Origin of the sequence: Pseudomonas orientalis (assembly GCF_022807995.1) — a bacterium.
Taxonomy (GTDB): domain Bacteria; phylum Pseudomonadota; class Gammaproteobacteria; order Pseudomonadales; family Pseudomonadaceae; genus Aquipseudomonas; species Aquipseudomonas orientalis_B.
Genome location: NZ_CP094351.1, coordinates 5,220,086 through 5,235,925 on the forward strand (window position 1 = coordinate 5,220,086; position 15,840 = coordinate 5,235,925).

13 protein-coding genes are annotated in these 15,840 nt (G+C 61.5%); 9 read left to right on the plus strand and 4 right to left on the minus strand.

All coding sequences use genetic code 11. The annotated features are described in order from the left end of the window. Nucleotides 1-17: 17 nt before the first annotated feature. Nucleotides 18-2,012, minus strand: a complete 1,995-nt coding sequence (locus MRY17_RS23445) for a sensor histidine kinase (RefSeq protein ID WP_243352937.1) — start codon at nucleotides 2,010-2,012, stop codon at nucleotides 18-20. Between the two features lie 77 nt (nucleotides 2,013-2,089). On the opposite strand from MRY17_RS23445, the gene MRY17_RS23450 reads away from it, so the two are divergent. Then, nucleotides 2,090-3,058: an alpha/beta hydrolase family protein gene (locus tag MRY17_RS23450; protein WP_181283005.1), complete on the plus strand. Its 969-nt coding sequence runs from the start codon at nucleotides 2,090-2,092 to the stop codon at nucleotides 3,056-3,058. Nucleotides 3,059-3,191: 133 nt separating this feature from the next. Here the strand turns inward: MRY17_RS23450 and MRY17_RS23455 are convergent, their stop codons facing one another. The 3 genes from MRY17_RS23455 to MRY17_RS23465 are packed head-to-tail and all read right to left on the minus strand — an operon-like array spanning nucleotide 3,192 to nucleotide 5,657. Further along, nucleotides 3,192-3,959, minus strand: coding sequence for a TerB family tellurite resistance protein (locus tag MRY17_RS23455; RefSeq protein ID WP_057723676.1), 768 nt, complete (start codon nucleotides 3,957-3,959; stop codon nucleotides 3,192-3,194). Nucleotide 3,960: 1 nt separating this feature from the next. Then, a complete protein-coding gene (murU, locus tag MRY17_RS23460; RefSeq protein WP_243352938.1) occupies nucleotides 3,961-4,635 on the minus strand; it encodes an N-acetylmuramate alpha-1-phosphate uridylyltransferase MurU in 675 nt (224 codons plus the stop codon). After that, nucleotides 4,632-5,657 (minus strand): aminoglycoside phosphotransferase family protein, encoded by a 1,026-nt coding sequence (locus tag MRY17_RS23465; RefSeq protein ID WP_243352939.1) that lies wholly within the window; start codon nucleotides 5,655-5,657, stop codon nucleotides 4,632-4,634. The genes murU and MRY17_RS23465 overlap by 4 nt, the downstream gene beginning before the upstream one ends. 130 nt (nucleotides 5,658-5,787) lie before the next feature. On the opposite strand from MRY17_RS23465, the gene MRY17_RS23470 reads away from it, so the two are divergent. The 8 genes from MRY17_RS23470 to MRY17_RS23505 all read left to right on the plus strand — a co-directional run bounded on the left by MRY17_RS23470 (nucleotide 5,788) and on the right by MRY17_RS23505 (nucleotide 15,728). Then, nucleotides 5,788-8,631, plus strand: a complete 2,844-nt coding sequence (locus MRY17_RS23470) for an LPS-assembly protein LptD (RefSeq protein WP_243352940.1) — start codon at nucleotides 5,788-5,790, stop codon at nucleotides 8,629-8,631. After that, a complete protein-coding gene (locus tag MRY17_RS23475) occupies nucleotides 8,612-9,946 on the plus strand; it encodes a peptidylprolyl isomerase (protein WP_191953102.1) in 1,335 nt (444 codons plus the stop codon). The genes MRY17_RS23470 and MRY17_RS23475 overlap by 20 nt, the downstream gene beginning before the upstream one ends. Further along, on the plus strand, nucleotides 9,943-10,932 hold the full coding sequence (pdxA, locus tag MRY17_RS23480; protein ID WP_181283008.1) for a 4-hydroxythreonine-4-phosphate dehydrogenase PdxA: 990 nt from the start codon (nucleotides 9,943-9,945) through the stop codon (nucleotides 10,930-10,932). Before MRY17_RS23475 ends, pdxA begins: the two co-directional genes overlap by 4 nt. Next, complete coding sequence (gene rsmA / locus MRY17_RS23485; protein WP_243352941.1) at nucleotides 10,929-11,747, plus strand: 16S rRNA (adenine(1518)-N(6)/adenine(1519)-N(6))-dimethyltransferase RsmA; 819 nt, start codon at nucleotides 10,929-10,931, stop codon at nucleotides 11,745-11,747. The genes pdxA and rsmA overlap by 4 nt, the downstream gene beginning before the upstream one ends. 202 nt (nucleotides 11,748-11,949) lie before the next feature. Continuing rightward, on the plus strand, nucleotides 11,950-12,330 hold the full coding sequence (gene apaG / locus MRY17_RS23490; RefSeq protein ID WP_124360051.1) for a Co2+/Mg2+ efflux protein ApaG: 381 nt from the start codon (nucleotides 11,950-11,952) through the stop codon (nucleotides 12,328-12,330). Beyond that, entirely contained in the window at nucleotides 12,330-13,181 is an 852-nt protein-coding gene (locus MRY17_RS23495) for a symmetrical bis(5'-nucleosyl)-tetraphosphatase (protein WP_243352942.1), read from the plus strand. The genes apaG and MRY17_RS23495 overlap by 1 nt, the downstream gene beginning before the upstream one ends. A gap of 9 nt (nucleotides 13,182-13,190) precedes the next feature. Continuing rightward, nucleotides 13,191-13,520, plus strand: a complete 330-nt coding sequence (gene glpE / locus MRY17_RS23500; RefSeq protein ID WP_243352943.1) for a thiosulfate sulfurtransferase GlpE — start codon at nucleotides 13,191-13,193, stop codon at nucleotides 13,518-13,520. A gap of 285 nt (nucleotides 13,521-13,805) precedes the next feature. Next, nucleotides 13,806-15,728, plus strand: a complete 1,923-nt coding sequence (locus MRY17_RS23505) for a PrkA family serine protein kinase (protein ID WP_057723666.1) — start codon at nucleotides 13,806-13,808, stop codon at nucleotides 15,726-15,728. The last annotated feature ends 112 nt before the right edge of the window (nucleotides 15,729-15,840 follow it).

Sequence of the window (15,840 nt, forward strand, 5' to 3'; positions counted from 1 at the left end):
GGGCTTTCCTCTTATCGTTATGCATCCAACGGCACCGTGACGCTCAAGGTGGTGCCCTCCCCCAACTCGCTGACCAGGCTCAGTTGCCCGCCCATGATCAGCACCCGCTCGCGCATGCCCACCAGCCCGAACGAGACCGGTCGCCCTTGAGCCTGCACGAAGCCGATGCCGTCATCGCTGATGGTCAGCCGCAGATCAGGGCCGTGTATGTCCAGCGTCAGTTCCACAGTATGCGCCTGGGCGTGGCGCATCACATTGGTCAGCGCCTCCTGCAGGATGCGGAACAGGCCGATGGCCTTGGCGTCGCTCAGCAGCGGCGGGTTTTCCGGGACGCGTACCAGGCAGGGAATCTGCGTGCGCGCTTCGAAGCGTCGCGCCTGCCATTCGATGGCCGAGGCAATGCCGGCATCGAGAATCGGCGGGCGCAGCGCGGTGGCGACATCACGAACCAATTGAAAGAGCTGGGCGATCAGGCGCTTCATGCTGTTCAAGCGCTCGTTCAGGCCCGGGTCGAGTTGCGCATAGGCCAATTCACACATTGAAGTTTCCAGTTTGAGCACGGTGAGCATCTGCCCGAGTTCGTCGTGGACTTCGCGGGCGATACGCGCCTTTTCTTCTTCGCGTACCGTTTCCAGGTGGGCTGACAATTCGCGCAACTGTGCCTCGCTTTGCAGCAGGGCGACCACATAACGGCGGCGTTCGGTGACGTCAGTCAGGTAAACCACCAGGTACTCGCCGTCGGCAAAGCGCAGAAAACTCAACGACACGTCCGCCGGCAGGAGGCTGCCGTCGGCGCGCAGGCAATCGGTGGCGAAGGTCTGCGCGCCCTCCTCGCTGGCACGCGCACGCTTCCATAGGTTGAGCCAGCGGTCCATGGTCAGCGTCGGGTCGAAATCGACCAGCGGTCGCTCGATCAATGCCCCATCGCCATAGCCGAGCATGGTTTCGGCGGCGCGATTGGCGTAACGCACGTGACTGTCCCAATTGACCCACAGGATGCCGACCGTACTCTGATCGATGGAAAACTGCGTCAACTGCAAGGCTTCGGCACCGGCGGCACGCGCGGCGCTTTCCTCCCGCGCTGCCAACAGGGCGTGCTCCAGGCTGCGCTGCTGGCGGCGCTGCCAGAGCAGCGCCGCGAGGCTGGCGAGCAGTAACAACCCCAACAGCACGCTGAGGTTTTTCCACAAGCCCATGGCGTCCGATGGACGCGGGTACTGGGGTTGCAGCCAGCGGCTGTGCAATTGGTCAAGGTCGCGGGCGGGTATCGCCCGTAACGCGCTTTGCATGATGCTCGCCAGTTCCGGCCACTCGCGCCGCGTGGCCACCCGCAGCAACTGCGGCAAGCCGATATCGCCGACCACCGCCAGCCCGGCAAACTCCGCCTCGCCGGACAAGCGGCCCAGTTGCGCCTCATCCACCACCGCATAGCGGGCCTGCCGGCTCACCAATAACTGCAGGGCCTGGCGCTCCATGGGCACCCCTTGCAGGTTGAGGTTGGGATAGGTGCTGCGCAGGTAGTCGGCCACCGTGCTGGGCATGCGCACCGCGATGCGCGATTGGGTGTCGAGTTTTTCCAGTTCCACCGCGCCGCCGCCTTCGCGGATACCGACGATATGCTGGGGCACGCGCATATAAGGGTCGCTGAACAACCACAGGCGCAAGCCGGCCGGGGTTTGCTGCAGGCCGGGAGCGATATCCACCTCGCCATCGCGCACGGCGGCTTCCAACTGCTGCTGATCGGGAAAGTTGCGCCAGGTCAGCTCGATGCCCAGGGCCATAGCCAGCCATTGCATCAACTCGACATTGGCCCCGGACAACCGCTGCAGCCGTCGGTCGTATTGCGCGTAAGGCGCCTGCAACACCAGGCCCACCCGCAGTTGGGGGTGCTGCGCCAGCCACGCACGCTGCTGCGCATTCAGTTGCGCCTGGGGCGCGACGGGGCCAGGCGCGGCGTTGCCCATCAAGGCAACACATAGACAGCCGATAACCAGCAGCAAGCGAAAACCCATGATCCACGTCTCACATCACTGACAAATACCGATCAACCCATTAGGCTGCTGGAATCATTTCCGGCCGGGATTTAACGATGCCACCTCGAAACCGTTCGGCACTGCCAGCATTGTGCCTGTCGCTGCTATTTACCAGCGCCTTTTCTGTTCAAGCCGCCGACGCGCCAGCACCCGTCGCGGAAAAACCCGCCGAACGCCAGCCCTTGCCCGAGCGCAGCGAGGCAGAAGCCCGCGCCCTCGAACGCCAGGTTGCGCAACAGGAACAACAACAATTGCAGGCCGGCAGCGATTCGTTCCTGGCCCTGTGGAAGCCCGCCAACGGTGCCGCCCCCCAAGGCGTGGTGATCATCGTGCCAGGCGCCGGCGAAAATGCCGACTGGCCGCAAGCAATCGGCCCGTTGCGTCGCAAACTGCCGGATGCGGCCTGGGGCACCCTCAGCCTGTCACTGCCGGACGTCAACCTGGATACCCTGCCGCCACGGGTCATCGAACCGCCCCAAGCGGCGGTCGATACCAGCAGCAAGGACGGCAGCACGGTCGCCAAACCGGTTGAACAGGCCGCCAGCGCGGAAGCCGAAGGCACCGACCCGGCGGTGGTACCGGGCGCCGATGAACAGGACAAGACCGACGCCAAACGTATCTTCGACCGCATCGATGCAGCCGTCGCCTTCGCCCAGACCCAGGGCGCCCGCAGTGTGGCCCTGCTCGGCCATGGCACCGGCGCATGGTGGGCTGCGCGCTATCTGAGCGAGAAACAACCTACCCAGGTGCAGAAACTGGTGATGGTGGCCGGCAAGACACCCGCCGCGCGTCAACCGGACCTGCAACAACTGGCGCCGGCGCTGAAAGTCCCTACGGCGGATGTGTTCTACCAGGACGGCGCCCAGGACGGCAAAAACGCACTGGCCCGTATCCAGGCGGCCAAACGCGGCAAGAATGACGGCTACAAACAGGTGCAACTCCACGCCCTGCCCGGCAACGATGCCGCCGAGCAGGAGCAGCTATATCGGCGAGTGCGCGGCTGGTTGAGCCCGCAGGCCGATTGAACACATTTTTCGAAAGTGTTGAATAACCAATGTGGGAGGGGGCTTGCCCCCGATAGCGGTGTGTCAGCTGCCCATGTGCTGACTGACACTCCGCCATCGGGGGCAAGCCCCCTCCCACATTTGATCGGCGCTCTCAGCGAAAGTCCCGCCGCTCGCGAATCAACGCATAGGCGTTATGCAACTCGCGGGTACGCTCGGTCGCCTCGCGCACTTGCGCGGGGCTGGCGCCGCTGCCGGCGATCTTGTCCGGATGGTGGCGGCTGAGCAGGCGGCGATAGGCGCGCTTGATCGCCGAAGGCTCAGCGGTCGCCGTCACCCCAAGAATGCGCAACGCCTCCTGATAAGCCCCGGCACGATTGACCAACGGCTTGCGCGCCGGCGCGTAATCGGAGGCCAACGCGCGGATTTGTTGCGGCGTCCAGCCCAGCCATTTACCCCACAACTCGATCAGGTCACGCTCGGCCTCATCCGCCCTGCCGTCCGCCCACGCCATACGCCAGCAGGCACGTAGAACGCCCTCGGCGGCATGGGGTTGCGACTTGAGCACGCGCAGATAACGGCGCACCCGGTCGGTGCCGGACTTGCCGCGATTAAAGGCCATGATGGCTCGGCGCTGGGCCGGCTCGGTCATGTCCAGCGCTCGCATTTCCTGGCGCGCCTGCTGGATATGGCCGTCCACAATGCGGCCATTGCTTTTGGCCAGGCGCCCCAGCAGCACGAACAACAATTCGTCGTTGCGCAACGCGGGGCGCCCGCCCAGGCGTTCGCGCAGCTGCGCCCAACTGTGCAATTGCAGACGCCGATCCAGCGCCTGCCCCAGCAATGCACCCAACAAAGCCCCCGGAATACTGGCAATCGCAAAGCCAGCCCCGGCGCCGATCAGCGTCCCTGGCCACAACATCCTAGCGTCCCGCTGTCAGCAAGGTTTCGACTTGCGCCAGGCGCTCAAGCGTTCCGACATCCACCCAGCGTCCCTTCATGTGTTCACCCGTTACCTGACCCTTGGCCATCGCCGCGCGCAACAGCGGCGCCAGCTTGAAGGCACCCGCACTGCAACCCGTGAACAATCGGGGGTCGAGCACGGAAATGCCACTGAAGGTCAGGTTATCGGCACCGGGCGCCGCATCATGAAGCACGCCGTCGTCCAGGTAGAAGTCACCGCCGGACGGATGATGCGCCGGGTTGTCGACCATCACCAGATGGGCCAGGCCCTGGAGCGGTCGCTTCAATTGGCTGAAGTCGTAATCGGTCCAGATGTCGCCGTTGACCACCAGGAACGGCTCTTCACCCAGCAACGGCAGCGCCTGGAAAATCCCGCCGCCGGTTTCCAGGGGCTCGCCCTCGGCTGAATAACGGATGCGCACACCGAACTGGGCACCGTCACCCAGGTAGCCTTCGATCTGCTGACCGAGCCAGGCATGGTTGATCACGATCTCGGTAAAGCCGGCCCTGGCCAGCGCTTCAAGGTGATACTCGATCAGCCGTTTGCCGCCCGCCTGCACCAGCGGCTTGGGAGTATGCAGCGTCAGCGGGCGCATGCGCTCGCCCTTGCCGGCCGCCAGGATCATCGCCTTCATACGCAGGCCTCGGCCGGTTGGCGCAGGCTGCTGAGCAGCTCGCCCAGGTCACTCAACTCCGGTCGGTCGGCCAGCACCGCTTCTATATAGGCAAAGAAGCGCGGCACGTCCGCCAGGTAACGTGGCTTGCCATCGCGGTGACAGATCCGCGCGAAGATACCGATGACCTTGAGGTGACGCTGCACGCCCATCAGGTCGCTGGCACGCAGGAAGTCTTCAAAATCATCCTGCACAGGGATGCCCAACTGCCCGGCGCGCTCCCAGTAACCGCGCTGCCACGTTCGCACGCGGGCCTGGGGCCAACTGAGGAAGGCGTCCTTGAACAGGCAGGTAATGTCATAGGTCACCGGGCCGTAGACCGCGTCCTGGAAATCCAGCACGCCCGGGCTGGGCTCGCTGATCATCAGGTTGCGCGGCATATAGTCGCGGTGCACCAGCACTTTGGGCTGGGCCAGGGCGCTGTCGATCAACCGGTCGCTGACGCGCTGCCAGAGGGCCTGCTGCCGGGTATCAAGCTCGATACCCAGGTGACGGCGTATGTACCACTCGGGAAATAACTCAAGCTCGCGACGCAACAAGGCGACGTCATAACTGGGCAACGGCGCGTCCATCGGCAACTGCTGGAACGCCAGCAAGGCATCGATGGCATCGGCGAACAATTGATCGGCGTTTTGCTCGTCAATCACGTCCAAGTAGGTGTTTCGGCCCAGGTCATTGAGCAAAAGAAAGCCACGGGGCAGATCTTCTGCATAAATTTTCGGCACATTAATTCCCGATTTCGCGAGCAAATGCGCGATATCGACGAAAGGTTTGCAGTTTTCCTGGGGCGGTGGCGCGTCCATTACGACGAATGTATGCGCCCCACCCTCCCACCGGAAGTAACGCCTGAAACTCGCGTCGCTGCTGGCCGCGGTCAATGTGGCCGGGGGTACGGGGCCCCAGTCCTGAGCGTTGAAGAGAATCGGCAACTGCTCATCCAGCCAGACTTCCAGCTGTTGTAAACGTAGATCGTGCTCGGGCATTACAAGGGTCTCCGACGGCGCTAGCCGTCAAGCGGGGCATGCTTTATTATCACGCATCTTTTTCAGACCATCGAGAGGCGTGCGGCCCAAACCGCGGGCAGATGGCACGCAGGAAGCCCGGACTAATAAGATGGCATTGAAATCCCCCGCGTTTCGTAGAAAATTTCCGTTGCTGGTAACCGGCAGTCTGCTGGCCTTGCAACCTTTCGCCACCTCATTCGTGGTCGCCGCGGAACAGTATGACTGCTCAGTCTCTGCTTCGGGTGCCTGGGATTGCGCGCCGAAGACGGCCGCCGCCCCATTGCCACCGCGCCCGGTGCATGACGGTTCTGCCGTCAGCTCGGCCAACAGCACGCCGCAGGGCGAGGCTGGCGGCAGCGTCGACGCCGAGCCCAAGACCATGCTGGTCACCGAAGCCAAGGGCCTTGGGCTGCGTTCGCGCAGCAAAGACTACAGCCACCTGGACTGGGTGCCTCGCGAGAAACTGACCGCAGCACAGCTGGCCGAAACCGGCCCTTACTGCGGCGGTGCCTACATCGAGCCGACGCGTCCTGGCATGAATGACAAGACGAACAAGAGCGATGCGCCGACCTTCATCGGTGCCAAGGCTTCTCGTTACGAGCAGGAACAGCAGGTCGCCACACTGGCCGGTGACGTCGTCATGCGCCAGGGCAGCATGCAGCTGGAGTCCGACGAAGCCAGCCTGTACCAGGCCGAGAACCGTGGCGAGCTGAACGGCAACGTGCGTCTGCGCGACAACGGCGCGCTGATCGTGGGCGACCGTGCCCAGGTCCAGCTCGACACCGGCGCCGCCCAGATCGACAACGCCGAGTACGTGATGCACAAGTCGCGTATCCGCGGGAACGCGCTGTACGCCAAGCGTGCCGAGAACGCGATCATCCGTCTCAAGGACGGTACGTACACCACCTGCGAGCCGGACAGCAACGCCTGGCAGCTCAAGGGCAACAACATCACGTTGAACCCGGCGACCGGTTTCGGTACCGCGACCAACGCGACGTTGCGGGTCAAGAACATCCCGATCCTGTACACCCCTTACATCTATTTCCCGATTGACGACCGTCGTCAGTCCGGCTTCCTGCCGCCGAGCTTCAGCACCGGCAGCGAGACTGGCTTTACCCTCGTGACGCCGTACTACTTCAACCTGGCACCGAACTACGACGCCACGTTGTACCCGCAATACATGACCAAGCGCGGCTTGTTGATGGAAGGCGAATTCCGCTACCTCACCAAATCCAGCGAAGGCCAGTTCGGCGGGGCGTACCTGAATGATGACAGCAACGAACGGGACAAACAGACCGATTCTGAAAAAACCCGCTACATGCTCAACTGGCAGCATAGGGGTGGGTTGGATTCGCGTCTGGCGACACAGGTCGACTACACCAAGATCAGTGATCCGTTCTACTTCCAGGACTTGAAGTCATATCAGGAAGGCGTTCAAAGCCGGGATTTCCTGAACCAGCAAGGTTCCGTGACCTACCGTGGAGACAGCTATCAGGCTCGTCTAAACCTTCAGGCGCTGCAGCTGGCGACGATTTCGCAGATCACGCCGTATGATCGACTACCGCAGATCACATTCAACGGTACTCTGCCGTTCCAACCGGCTGGGCTGCACTTCTCTTATGAGACCGAAGCAGTAAGGTTTGATCGAGATCTCAGAAGCGATAATGTTTTTGATAAAGATGGTGGGCCGTTCGATGCAAATGGAGTTCCCGTCGGTGAGGCGCGCCTGGATAAAAACGTAACAGGCTTAACCCGTGCAAACGGTACTCGTCTGAACGTTGCGCCATCGGTCTCTTATCCGATGAACTGGTCCTACGGTTTTGTGACGCCTAAGTTGAAGTACGCCTACACCAAATATGATCTTGATTTGGATAGCACAGGTAAGAATGACATCATCGCCGCGCAGCGGGCCGCTGCTCAGCCTGGAGCAGCGCCTTACGCTGGCGGGGTGTTCAACAGCTCCCAGGACCGCGCGATACCTATCGCCAGCATAGACAGTGGGCTGTACTTCGATCGCAAAACCAATTTGTTCGGTAAAGACTTCAACCAGACCCTTGAACCACGGGCCTACTACCTCTACGTACCGAACAAGGACCAGAGCGATATTCCGGTCTTCGATACCAGTGAATATTCGTTCAGCTATTCCTCGCTGTTCCGTGACAACCGCTTCAGTGGCTCCGACCGGATCGGCGACGAGAATAAACTGTCCCTGGGTGTCACCAGCCGCTGGATCGAAGACAACGGCTTCGAACGCCAACGTGTTGCCGTAGGCCAGGCGCTGTACTTCAAGGACCGCGAAGTTCAACTGCCAGGCGTGCTGGCCACCGATCGCGACGACGCGCGTACCGATGTATCGCCTATCGCCCTGGAATATGAGCTCCGCTTCAACCGCGATTGGCGTGCTACCGCCGACTACAACTGGGATACAGAAAGCCATGCCCCACGTTCCGGCAGCGCGATGTTCCACTATCAGCCGGAAGACAACCCGAACAAGGTCGTCAACCTCGGCTATCGCTATCGCAATGATCAGATCGTCTACAACCAGCTGACCGGCAAATGGCAGTTTGGCGGCGACTTCGGCCAGGTAGGTGATCCGAACTACGTGAAGGATTACTACAAAATCCAGCAGCACGACTTCTCGATGATGTGGCCAATCGTTCCACAGTGGAACCTGATCACCCGCTGGCAGTATGACTACGCCCGCAACCGTACCCTGGAAGCCTTCGGTGGTTTCGAGTACGACAACTGCTGCTGGAAACTGCGCGTCATCAACCGTTACTGGGTTTCCAACGACGAATACAGCCAGATCGCCCCACAGAACGAAAAGGGTGACCACGGGCTCTTCTTCCAGATCGTCCTCAAAGGACTCGGCGGCCTGACCGGCGCCAAGGTAGAGAGCTTCCTCGACAAAGGCATTGAAGGTTATCGTGAACGTGAAGACAAAGCTTTCTGAGTGTTTGCGCCCGCTAGTGCTGGGCGCGCTGTTCCTGGGTGCCGCCTCGGCGCATGCCGCGGTGCAACAGCTGGATAAAGTCGCAGCCATCGTCGATAACGACGTGATCATGCAGAGCCAGCTGGACCAGCGGGTCAAGGAAGTTCAGCAGACCATCGCCAAGCGTGGCGGTGGCGTGCCGCCGACCAGCGTCCTGGAACCCCAGGTGCTGGAGCGCCTGATCGTCGAAAACCTGCAACTGCAGATCGGCGAGCGTTCCGGCATCCGTATTTCGGACGAAGAACTGAACCAGGCCGTCGGCACCATCGCTCAACGCAACAACATGAGCATCGATCAGTTCCGCGCGGCCCTGGCGCACGACGGCCTGTCCTATGAGGACGCACGTGACCAGATCAAGCGTGAAATGATCATCAGCCGTGTGCGCCAGCGTCGCGTAGCGGAGCGCGTGCAGGTGTCGGAGCAGGAAGTGAAGAACTTCCTGGCTTCGGACCTGGGCAAGATGCAACTCTCCGAAGAGCTGCACCTGGCCAATATCCTGATCCCGACACCGGACAGCGCCAACGCCGAGCAGCTCAACGCCGCCGCGGCCAAGACCCAGGCGATCTATGATCGCCTCAAGGCAGGCGCTGATTTCGCACAGATGGCAATTGCCCAGTCCGGCAGCGACAACGCGCTCGACGGTGGTGACATGGGCTGGCGTAAAGCCGCGCAACTGCCACCGCCGTTCGACCGTGAGCTGAGTGCGATGAGCGTGGGTGACATCACCCAACCGGCGCGTACCCCGGGCGGTTTTATCATCCTCAAGCTGCTCGGCAAGCGCGGCGGCGAGACCTCGCTGAAAGACGAAGTTCACGTTCGTCACATCCTGGTCAAGCCAAGCGAAATCCGCACCGAGGCACAAACCAAGGAACTGGCGCAGAAGATCTATGACCGCATCGAAAGCGGTGAAGACTTCGCCACCCTGGCCAAGAGCTTTTCGGAAGACCCAGGCTCGGCCCTCAACGGCGGCGACCTGAACTGGATCGACCCGAAAGCCCTGGTGCCCGAGTTCCAGCAGGTCATGGCCGATACGCCGCAAGGCGTGCTGTCCAAGCCGTTCAAGACTCAATACGGTTGGCATGTGCTGGAAGTCCTTGGCCGTCGCGCCACCGACAACACCAACCAGGCCCGTGAGCAACAAGCCCTGACCGTACTGCGCAACCGCAAGTACGACGAAGAGCTGCAAACCTGGTTGCGTCAAATCCGTGACGAAGCCTACGTAGAAAACAAGCTGCCGGCCGCCGAGCAAACAGGCACGGACCAGGCAGCCCAGTGAAACCCCAGCGTTTCGCGGTAACACCCGGCGAGCCGGCCGGCATTGGTCCAGACCTGTGCCTGCTGCTCGCCTCGCAAGCCCAGCCACACCCCCTGATTGCCATTACCAGCCGCGACCTGCTCCTTGAGCGGGCCGCGCAGCTGGGCGTGGCTGTCAACCTGCTGGATGTTGCGCCGGGCAACTGGCCCGACCTGCCGGCGCCGGCAGGCAGCCTGTATGTGTGGGACACCCCCCTGCACGCCAAGGTCGTTGCCGGGCAACTGGACAAGGCCAATGCAGCCTTTGTGCTGGAAACCCTGACCCGCGCCGGCCAAGGCTGCATCGACGGCGATTTCGCCGGCATGATCACCGCGCCGGTCCATAAAGGCGTGATCAACGAATCCGGTATCGCCTTCTCCGGCCATACCGAATTCCTGGCCGAACTCACCCATACCGAACAAGTCGTGATGATGCTGGCCACCCGTGGCCTTCGCGTCGCGCTGGTCACCACCCATCTGCCGCTGCGCGATATCGCCGACGCTATCACCGCCGAGCGCATAGAACGCGTCACGCGCATCCTGCACGCCGACCTGCAACATAAATTCGGCATTGCCCAACCGCGCATCCTGGTCTGTGGGCTCAACCCCCACGCCGGTGAAGGCGGCCATTTGGGCCATGAAGAAATCGACATCATTGAACCGACATTAGAGCGTCTGCGCCAGGAAGGCATGGACCTGCGCGGCCCGTTGCCTGCTGACACTCTGTTTACCCCCAAATATCTGGAGCACTGCGACGCAGTGCTGGCGATGTACCATGACCAAGGGCTGCCCGTGCTGAAATACAAAGGCTTCGGCGCCGCAGTCAACGTGACACTGGGCCTGCCGATCATCCGTACCTCCGTCGACCATGGCACTGCCCTGGACCTGGCGGGCAGCGGCAAGATTGATACCGGCAGCCTGCACGTGGCCCTGGAAACCGCCTATCAGATGGCCGAGACCCGTATATGACCGAGCATTACCAACACCGGGCGCGCAAGCGCTTCGGGCAAAACTTCCTGCACGACGCTGGCGTGATCGACCGCATCCTGCGCTCCATCCACGCCAAGCCCGACGACCGCTTGCTGGAAATCGGCCCGGGCCAGGGCGCATTGACCCAGGGCCTGCTGGCCAGTGGCGGTCAACTGGATGTGGTGGAACTGGACAAGGACCTGATCCCGATCCTCAACCAGCAGTTTGCCGACAAGCCCAACTTCAACCTGCATCAGGGCGATGCGCTGAAGTTCGACTTCAACAGCCTCAACGCTGCGCCCAACAGCCTGCGCGTTGTCGGCAACCTGCCGTACAACATCTCCACACCGTTGATTTTCCATCTGCTGAACAACGCAGGGATCATCCGCGACATGCACTTCATGCTGCAAAAAGAAGTGGTGGAGCGCCTCGCCGCAGGCCCGGGTGGCGGTGATTGGGGCCGTCTGTCGATCATGGTTCAGTACCACTGCCGCGTCGAACACCTGTTCAACGTCGGCCCGGGCGCGTTCAACCCTCCGCCGAAGGTTGACTCGGCCATCGTGCGCCTGGTGCCGCATGCCGTACTGCCGCACCCGGCCAAGGACCACAAACTGCTCGAGCGCGTGGTGCGCGAAGCGTTCAACCAACGCCGCAAGACCCTGCGCAACACGCTCAAGGCGCTGTTGAGCAACGCCGAGATCGAAGCCGCCGGCGTAGACGGAAGCTTGCGCCCCGAGCAACTGGACCTGGCCGCCTTCGTGCGCCTGGCCGACCAGTTGGCTATCCAGCCTGCGCCAGCAGCAGAGCAGGTGTAAGGACAAATGTGGGAGGGGGCTTGCCCCCGATGAGGTTGTGTCAGTGCAGGAAGGTTTAACTGAACCACCGCTATCGGGGGCAAGCCCCCTCCCACACTTGAACCCCTGTCATACCCGACAGCATGTCTGGCCTAGTGCCCACCTCTTGGCCTAGACTGATCCGCATCTGCTGTCCTCCGCTTTTGCTTTTAAGGCCTCTTGCATGTCCGATCCTCGCTACCAGATCGACGTCAGCGTCGTCACCCGCTTCCTGGCGGACCAATCGCAACCTGAACTCAACCGCTTTGCCTTTGCCTACACCATCACGGTGAAAAACAACGGGCTGGTGCCGGCCAAGTTGCTGTCGCGCCACTGGGTGATCACCGACGGCGATGGTCAAGTTGAAGAAGTCCGCGGTGCGGGCGTTGTCGGCCAGCAACCCTTGATCGACATCGGCGCCAGCCACACCTACAGCAGCGGAACGGTGATGACCTCCAAGGTCGGCACCATGCAGGGCTCGTATCAGATGAAAGCCACCGATGGCCACGTGTTCGACGCCACGATCAAGCCCTTCCGCCTCGCGGTGCCCGGAGCCCTGCACTGATGGCGACGTACGCGGTCGGTGACCTGCAAGGGTGCCTGGAGCCCCTCAAGTGCCTGCTGGAGCAGGTCGCCTTTGATCCCGCGAACGATCGCCTGTGGCTGGTCGGCGATCTGGTCAACCGTGGCCCGCAGTCGCTGGAAACCCTGCGCTACCTCTATAACCTGCGCGACTCGCTGGTCTGCGTGCTGGGCAACCATGACCTGCACCTGCTCGCGGCCGGCCATAACATCGAGCGCCTGAAAAAAGGCGACACCCTGCGCGAAATCCTCGAAGCACCGGACCGGGCCGAACTGCTGGAATGGTTGCGCCGGCAAAAGCTCATGCACTACGACGAGGCTCGCAACATCGCCCTGGTCCATGCCGGCATCCCACCGCAATGGACCTTGAAGAAAGCCCTCAAGTGCGCCGCCGAAGTCGAAAGCGCCCTGGCCGATGACAACCAGTACACCGCCTTCCTCGACGGCATGTATGGCAACGAGCCGGTGAAGTGGGACAACGACCTCACCGGCGTCGCCCGCCTGAGAGTGATCACCAACTACTTCACGCGCATGCGCTTCTGCACGGCGGAGGGCAAGCTGGACCTCAAGAGCAAGGAAGGCGCCGACACTGCCCTGCCCGGCTATAAGCCCTGGTTTGCGCACACGGAACGCAAAGCCCGCGACACGCAGATCATCTTCGGCCACTGGGCCGCCCTTGAAGGCAAATGCGACGAACCCGGCGTGTTCGCCCTCGACACCGGCTGCGTGTGGGGCGGCGCCATGACCCTGATGAACATCGACACTGGCGAGCGCATCAGTTGCCAGTGTGAATCCCCTGCATCCACTACACAGACGGCCGCCGCCAAGCCCTAGGAGCCCGCCATGAGCGAATTCAAACGTATCCCTCCCGAACACGCCCAGGCCCTGCGCGAGCAAGGCGCCGTGGTCGTCGATATCCGTGACCAGCCGACTTACGCTGCGGGCCACATTGCCGGCGCCCAGCATCTGGACAACGTCAATATCGCCGACTTCATCCGCGCTGCCGACCTCGACGCGCCAGTGATCGTGGCGTGCTACCACGGTAATTCCAGCCAAAGCGCCGCAGCCTATCTGATCAGCCAGGGCTTCTCCGACGTTTATAGCCTGGACGGCGGCTTTGAGCTGTGGCGTGCGACCTATCCCGCGGAAATTTCTGCAGGCGATTCGCAATAATTTTTTTCACACCCCGCTACCCCGCGTGACGCTTGGGCTTGCGCCGTTTCTGACGAACGGCGCAGTCAAACTAATTACGTATCGCGCCTTGACCTCCCCGATTCCGAACTATCCTTAAGCGCAGGCCATCCAAATCAGGGGAGAGCCGGTACACCGGCGCGCGGGTCATCGGTAACGTTTCAGGGTGTTCTGGGGGGAAAACAGCCATTGGCGAACGTCAGTGGCTGCCAGCATCGACTGATAGATCCGGCGTCGGCTCCACGTATCGAGCGAGGTGACGACGTCATGAGTATCTTTAGCCACTTCCAACAACGTTTCGAGTCCACACAGCAGGAAGAACTCACGCTTCAAGAGTATCTCGAGCTGTGCAAACGGGACCGCAGTACCTATGCGTCTGCCGCCGAACGCCTGCTGCTGGCGATCGGCGAGCCGGAGCTGGTAGACACCTCGAACAATTCGCGCCTGTCGCGGATATTCTCCAACAAGGTGATCCGGCGTTACCCGGCCTTTGAAGACTTCCACGGCATGGAAGAATGCATCGACCAGATCGTCTCCTACTTCCGCCACGCCGCCCAGGGCCTGGAAGAGAAGAAACAGATCCTCTACCTGCTCGGCCCCGTTGGCGGCGGCAAGTCGTCCCTGGCCGAAAAGCTCAAGCAGCTGATCGAAAAAGTGCCCTTCTACGCGATCAAGGGTTCGCCGGTGTTCGAGTCGCCCCTGGGCCTGTTCAACGCCACCGAAGACGGTGCGATCCTCGAAGAAGACTTCGGCATTCCACGGCGCTACCTCAATACCATCATGTCGCCCTGGGCCACCAAGCGCCTGGCCGAGTTCGGCGGCGATATCAGCCAGTTCCGCGTGGTCAAGCTCTACCCGTCGATCCTCAACCAGATCGGCGTCGCCAAGACCGAGCCGGGCGACGAGAACAACCAGGACATTTCGGCGCTGGTGGGTAAGGTCGATATCCGCAAACTGGAAGAATTCCCGCAGAACGACGCCGACGCCTACAGCTACTCGGGCGCGCTGTGCCGGGCCAACCAGGGCCTGATGGAGTTCGTGGAGATGTTCAAGGCGCCGATCAAGGTGCTGCACCCACTGCTCACGGCCACCCAGGAAGGTAACTACAACAGTACCGAAGGCCTGGGCGCGATTCCGTTCACCGGGATCCTGCTGGCGCACTCCAACGAATCGGAATGGCACACCTTCCGCAACAACAAGAACAACGAAGCCTTCATCGACCGCATCTACATCGTCAAGGTGCCGTACTGCCTGCGGGTCAGCGATGAAATCAAGATCTACGACAAGTTGCTGTTCAACAGCTCGCTGGCCAAGGCCCATTGCGCACCCGACACCCTGAAGATGCTTGCCCAGTTCACCGTGCTGTCGCGCCTCAAGGAGCCGGAGAACTCCAATATCTACTCGAAGATGCGCGTGTACGATGGCGAAAACCTCAAGGACACCGATCCCAAGGCCAAATCCATCCAGGAATACCGTGACACGGCGGGCGTCGATGAAGGCATGAACGGCCTGTCGACGCGCTTCGCATTCAAGATTCTGTCCAAGGTCTTCAACTTCGACCCCCACGAGATCGCCGCCAACCCGGTGCACCTGCTCTACGTGCTGGAGCAGCAGATCGAACAGGAGCAGTTCCAGGCCGAAACCCGCGAACGCTATCTGCGCTTCCTCAAGGAATACCTGGCGCCGCGCTATATCGAATTCATCGGCAAGGAAATCCAGACCGCCTACCTGGAGTCCTACAGCGAGTACGGCCAGAACATCTTTGACCGCTACGTGCTGTACGCCGACTTCTGGATTCAGGATCAGGAATACCGCGACCCCGAAACCGGCGAAATCCTCAACCGCGTGGCGCTCAACGAGGAGCTGGAAAAGATCGAAAAACCCGCTGGCATCAGCAATCCGAAGGATTTCCGCAACGAAATCGTCAACTTTGTGCTGCGCGCCCGTGCCAACAACAACGGCAAGAACCCGACCTGGCTCAGCTACGAGAAGCTGCGGGTGGTGATCGAGAAGAAAATGTTCTCCAACACCGAGGATCTGCTGCCGGTTATCAGCTTCAACGCCAAGGCGAGCAAAGAGGATCAGCAAAAACACAACGACTTCGTCACACGCATGGTCGAGCGCGGCTACACCGACAAACAGGTACGACTGCTCTCCGAGTGGTACCTGCGGGTGCGCAAATCGCAGTAAGGCAGCGACAGGTGCTCACTGCCAGGCATTGCGCCTGGCAGTCGACCGCTTGTCCTTAAGCTTCCAGCTCGCGGCTTGAAGCTTGTAACGTGAAGCTGCCCGGAGGGCTCCC

Bases quoted from the DNA above. Each gene is read 5' to 3' on its own strand.
- MRY17_RS23445 (WP_243352937.1), bottom strand. From the start codon at position 2,012: ATGGGTTTTCGCTTGCTGCTGGTTATCGGCTGTCTATGTGTTGCCTTG.
- MRY17_RS23450 (WP_181283005.1), top strand. From the start codon at position 2,090: ATGCCACCTCGAAACCGTTCGGCACTGCCAGCATTGTGCCTGTCGCTG.
- MRY17_RS23455 (WP_057723676.1), bottom strand. From the start codon at position 3,959: ATGTTGTGGCCAGGGACGCTGATCGGCGCCGGGGCTGGCTTTGCGATT.
- murU (WP_243352938.1), bottom strand. From the start codon at position 4,635: ATGAAGGCGATGATCCTGGCGGCCGGCAAGGGCGAGCGCATGCGCCCG.
- MRY17_RS23465 (WP_243352939.1), bottom strand. From the start codon at position 5,657: ATGCCCGAGCACGATCTACGTTTACAACAGCTGGAAGTCTGGCTGGAT.
- MRY17_RS23470 (WP_243352940.1), top strand. From the start codon at position 5,788: ATGGCATTGAAATCCCCCGCGTTTCGTAGAAAATTTCCGTTGCTGGTA.
- rsmA (WP_243352941.1), top strand. From the start codon at position 10,929: ATGACCGAGCATTACCAACACCGGGCGCGCAAGCGCTTCGGGCAAAAC.
- apaG (WP_124360051.1), top strand. From the start codon at position 11,950: ATGTCCGATCCTCGCTACCAGATCGACGTCAGCGTCGTCACCCGCTTC.
- MRY17_RS23495 (WP_243352942.1), top strand. From the start codon at position 12,330: ATGGCGACGTACGCGGTCGGTGACCTGCAAGGGTGCCTGGAGCCCCTC.
- glpE (WP_243352943.1), top strand. From the start codon at position 13,191: ATGAGCGAATTCAAACGTATCCCTCCCGAACACGCCCAGGCCCTGCGC.
- MRY17_RS23505 (WP_057723666.1), top strand. From the start codon at position 13,806: ATGAGTATCTTTAGCCACTTCCAACAACGTTTCGAGTCCACACAGCAG.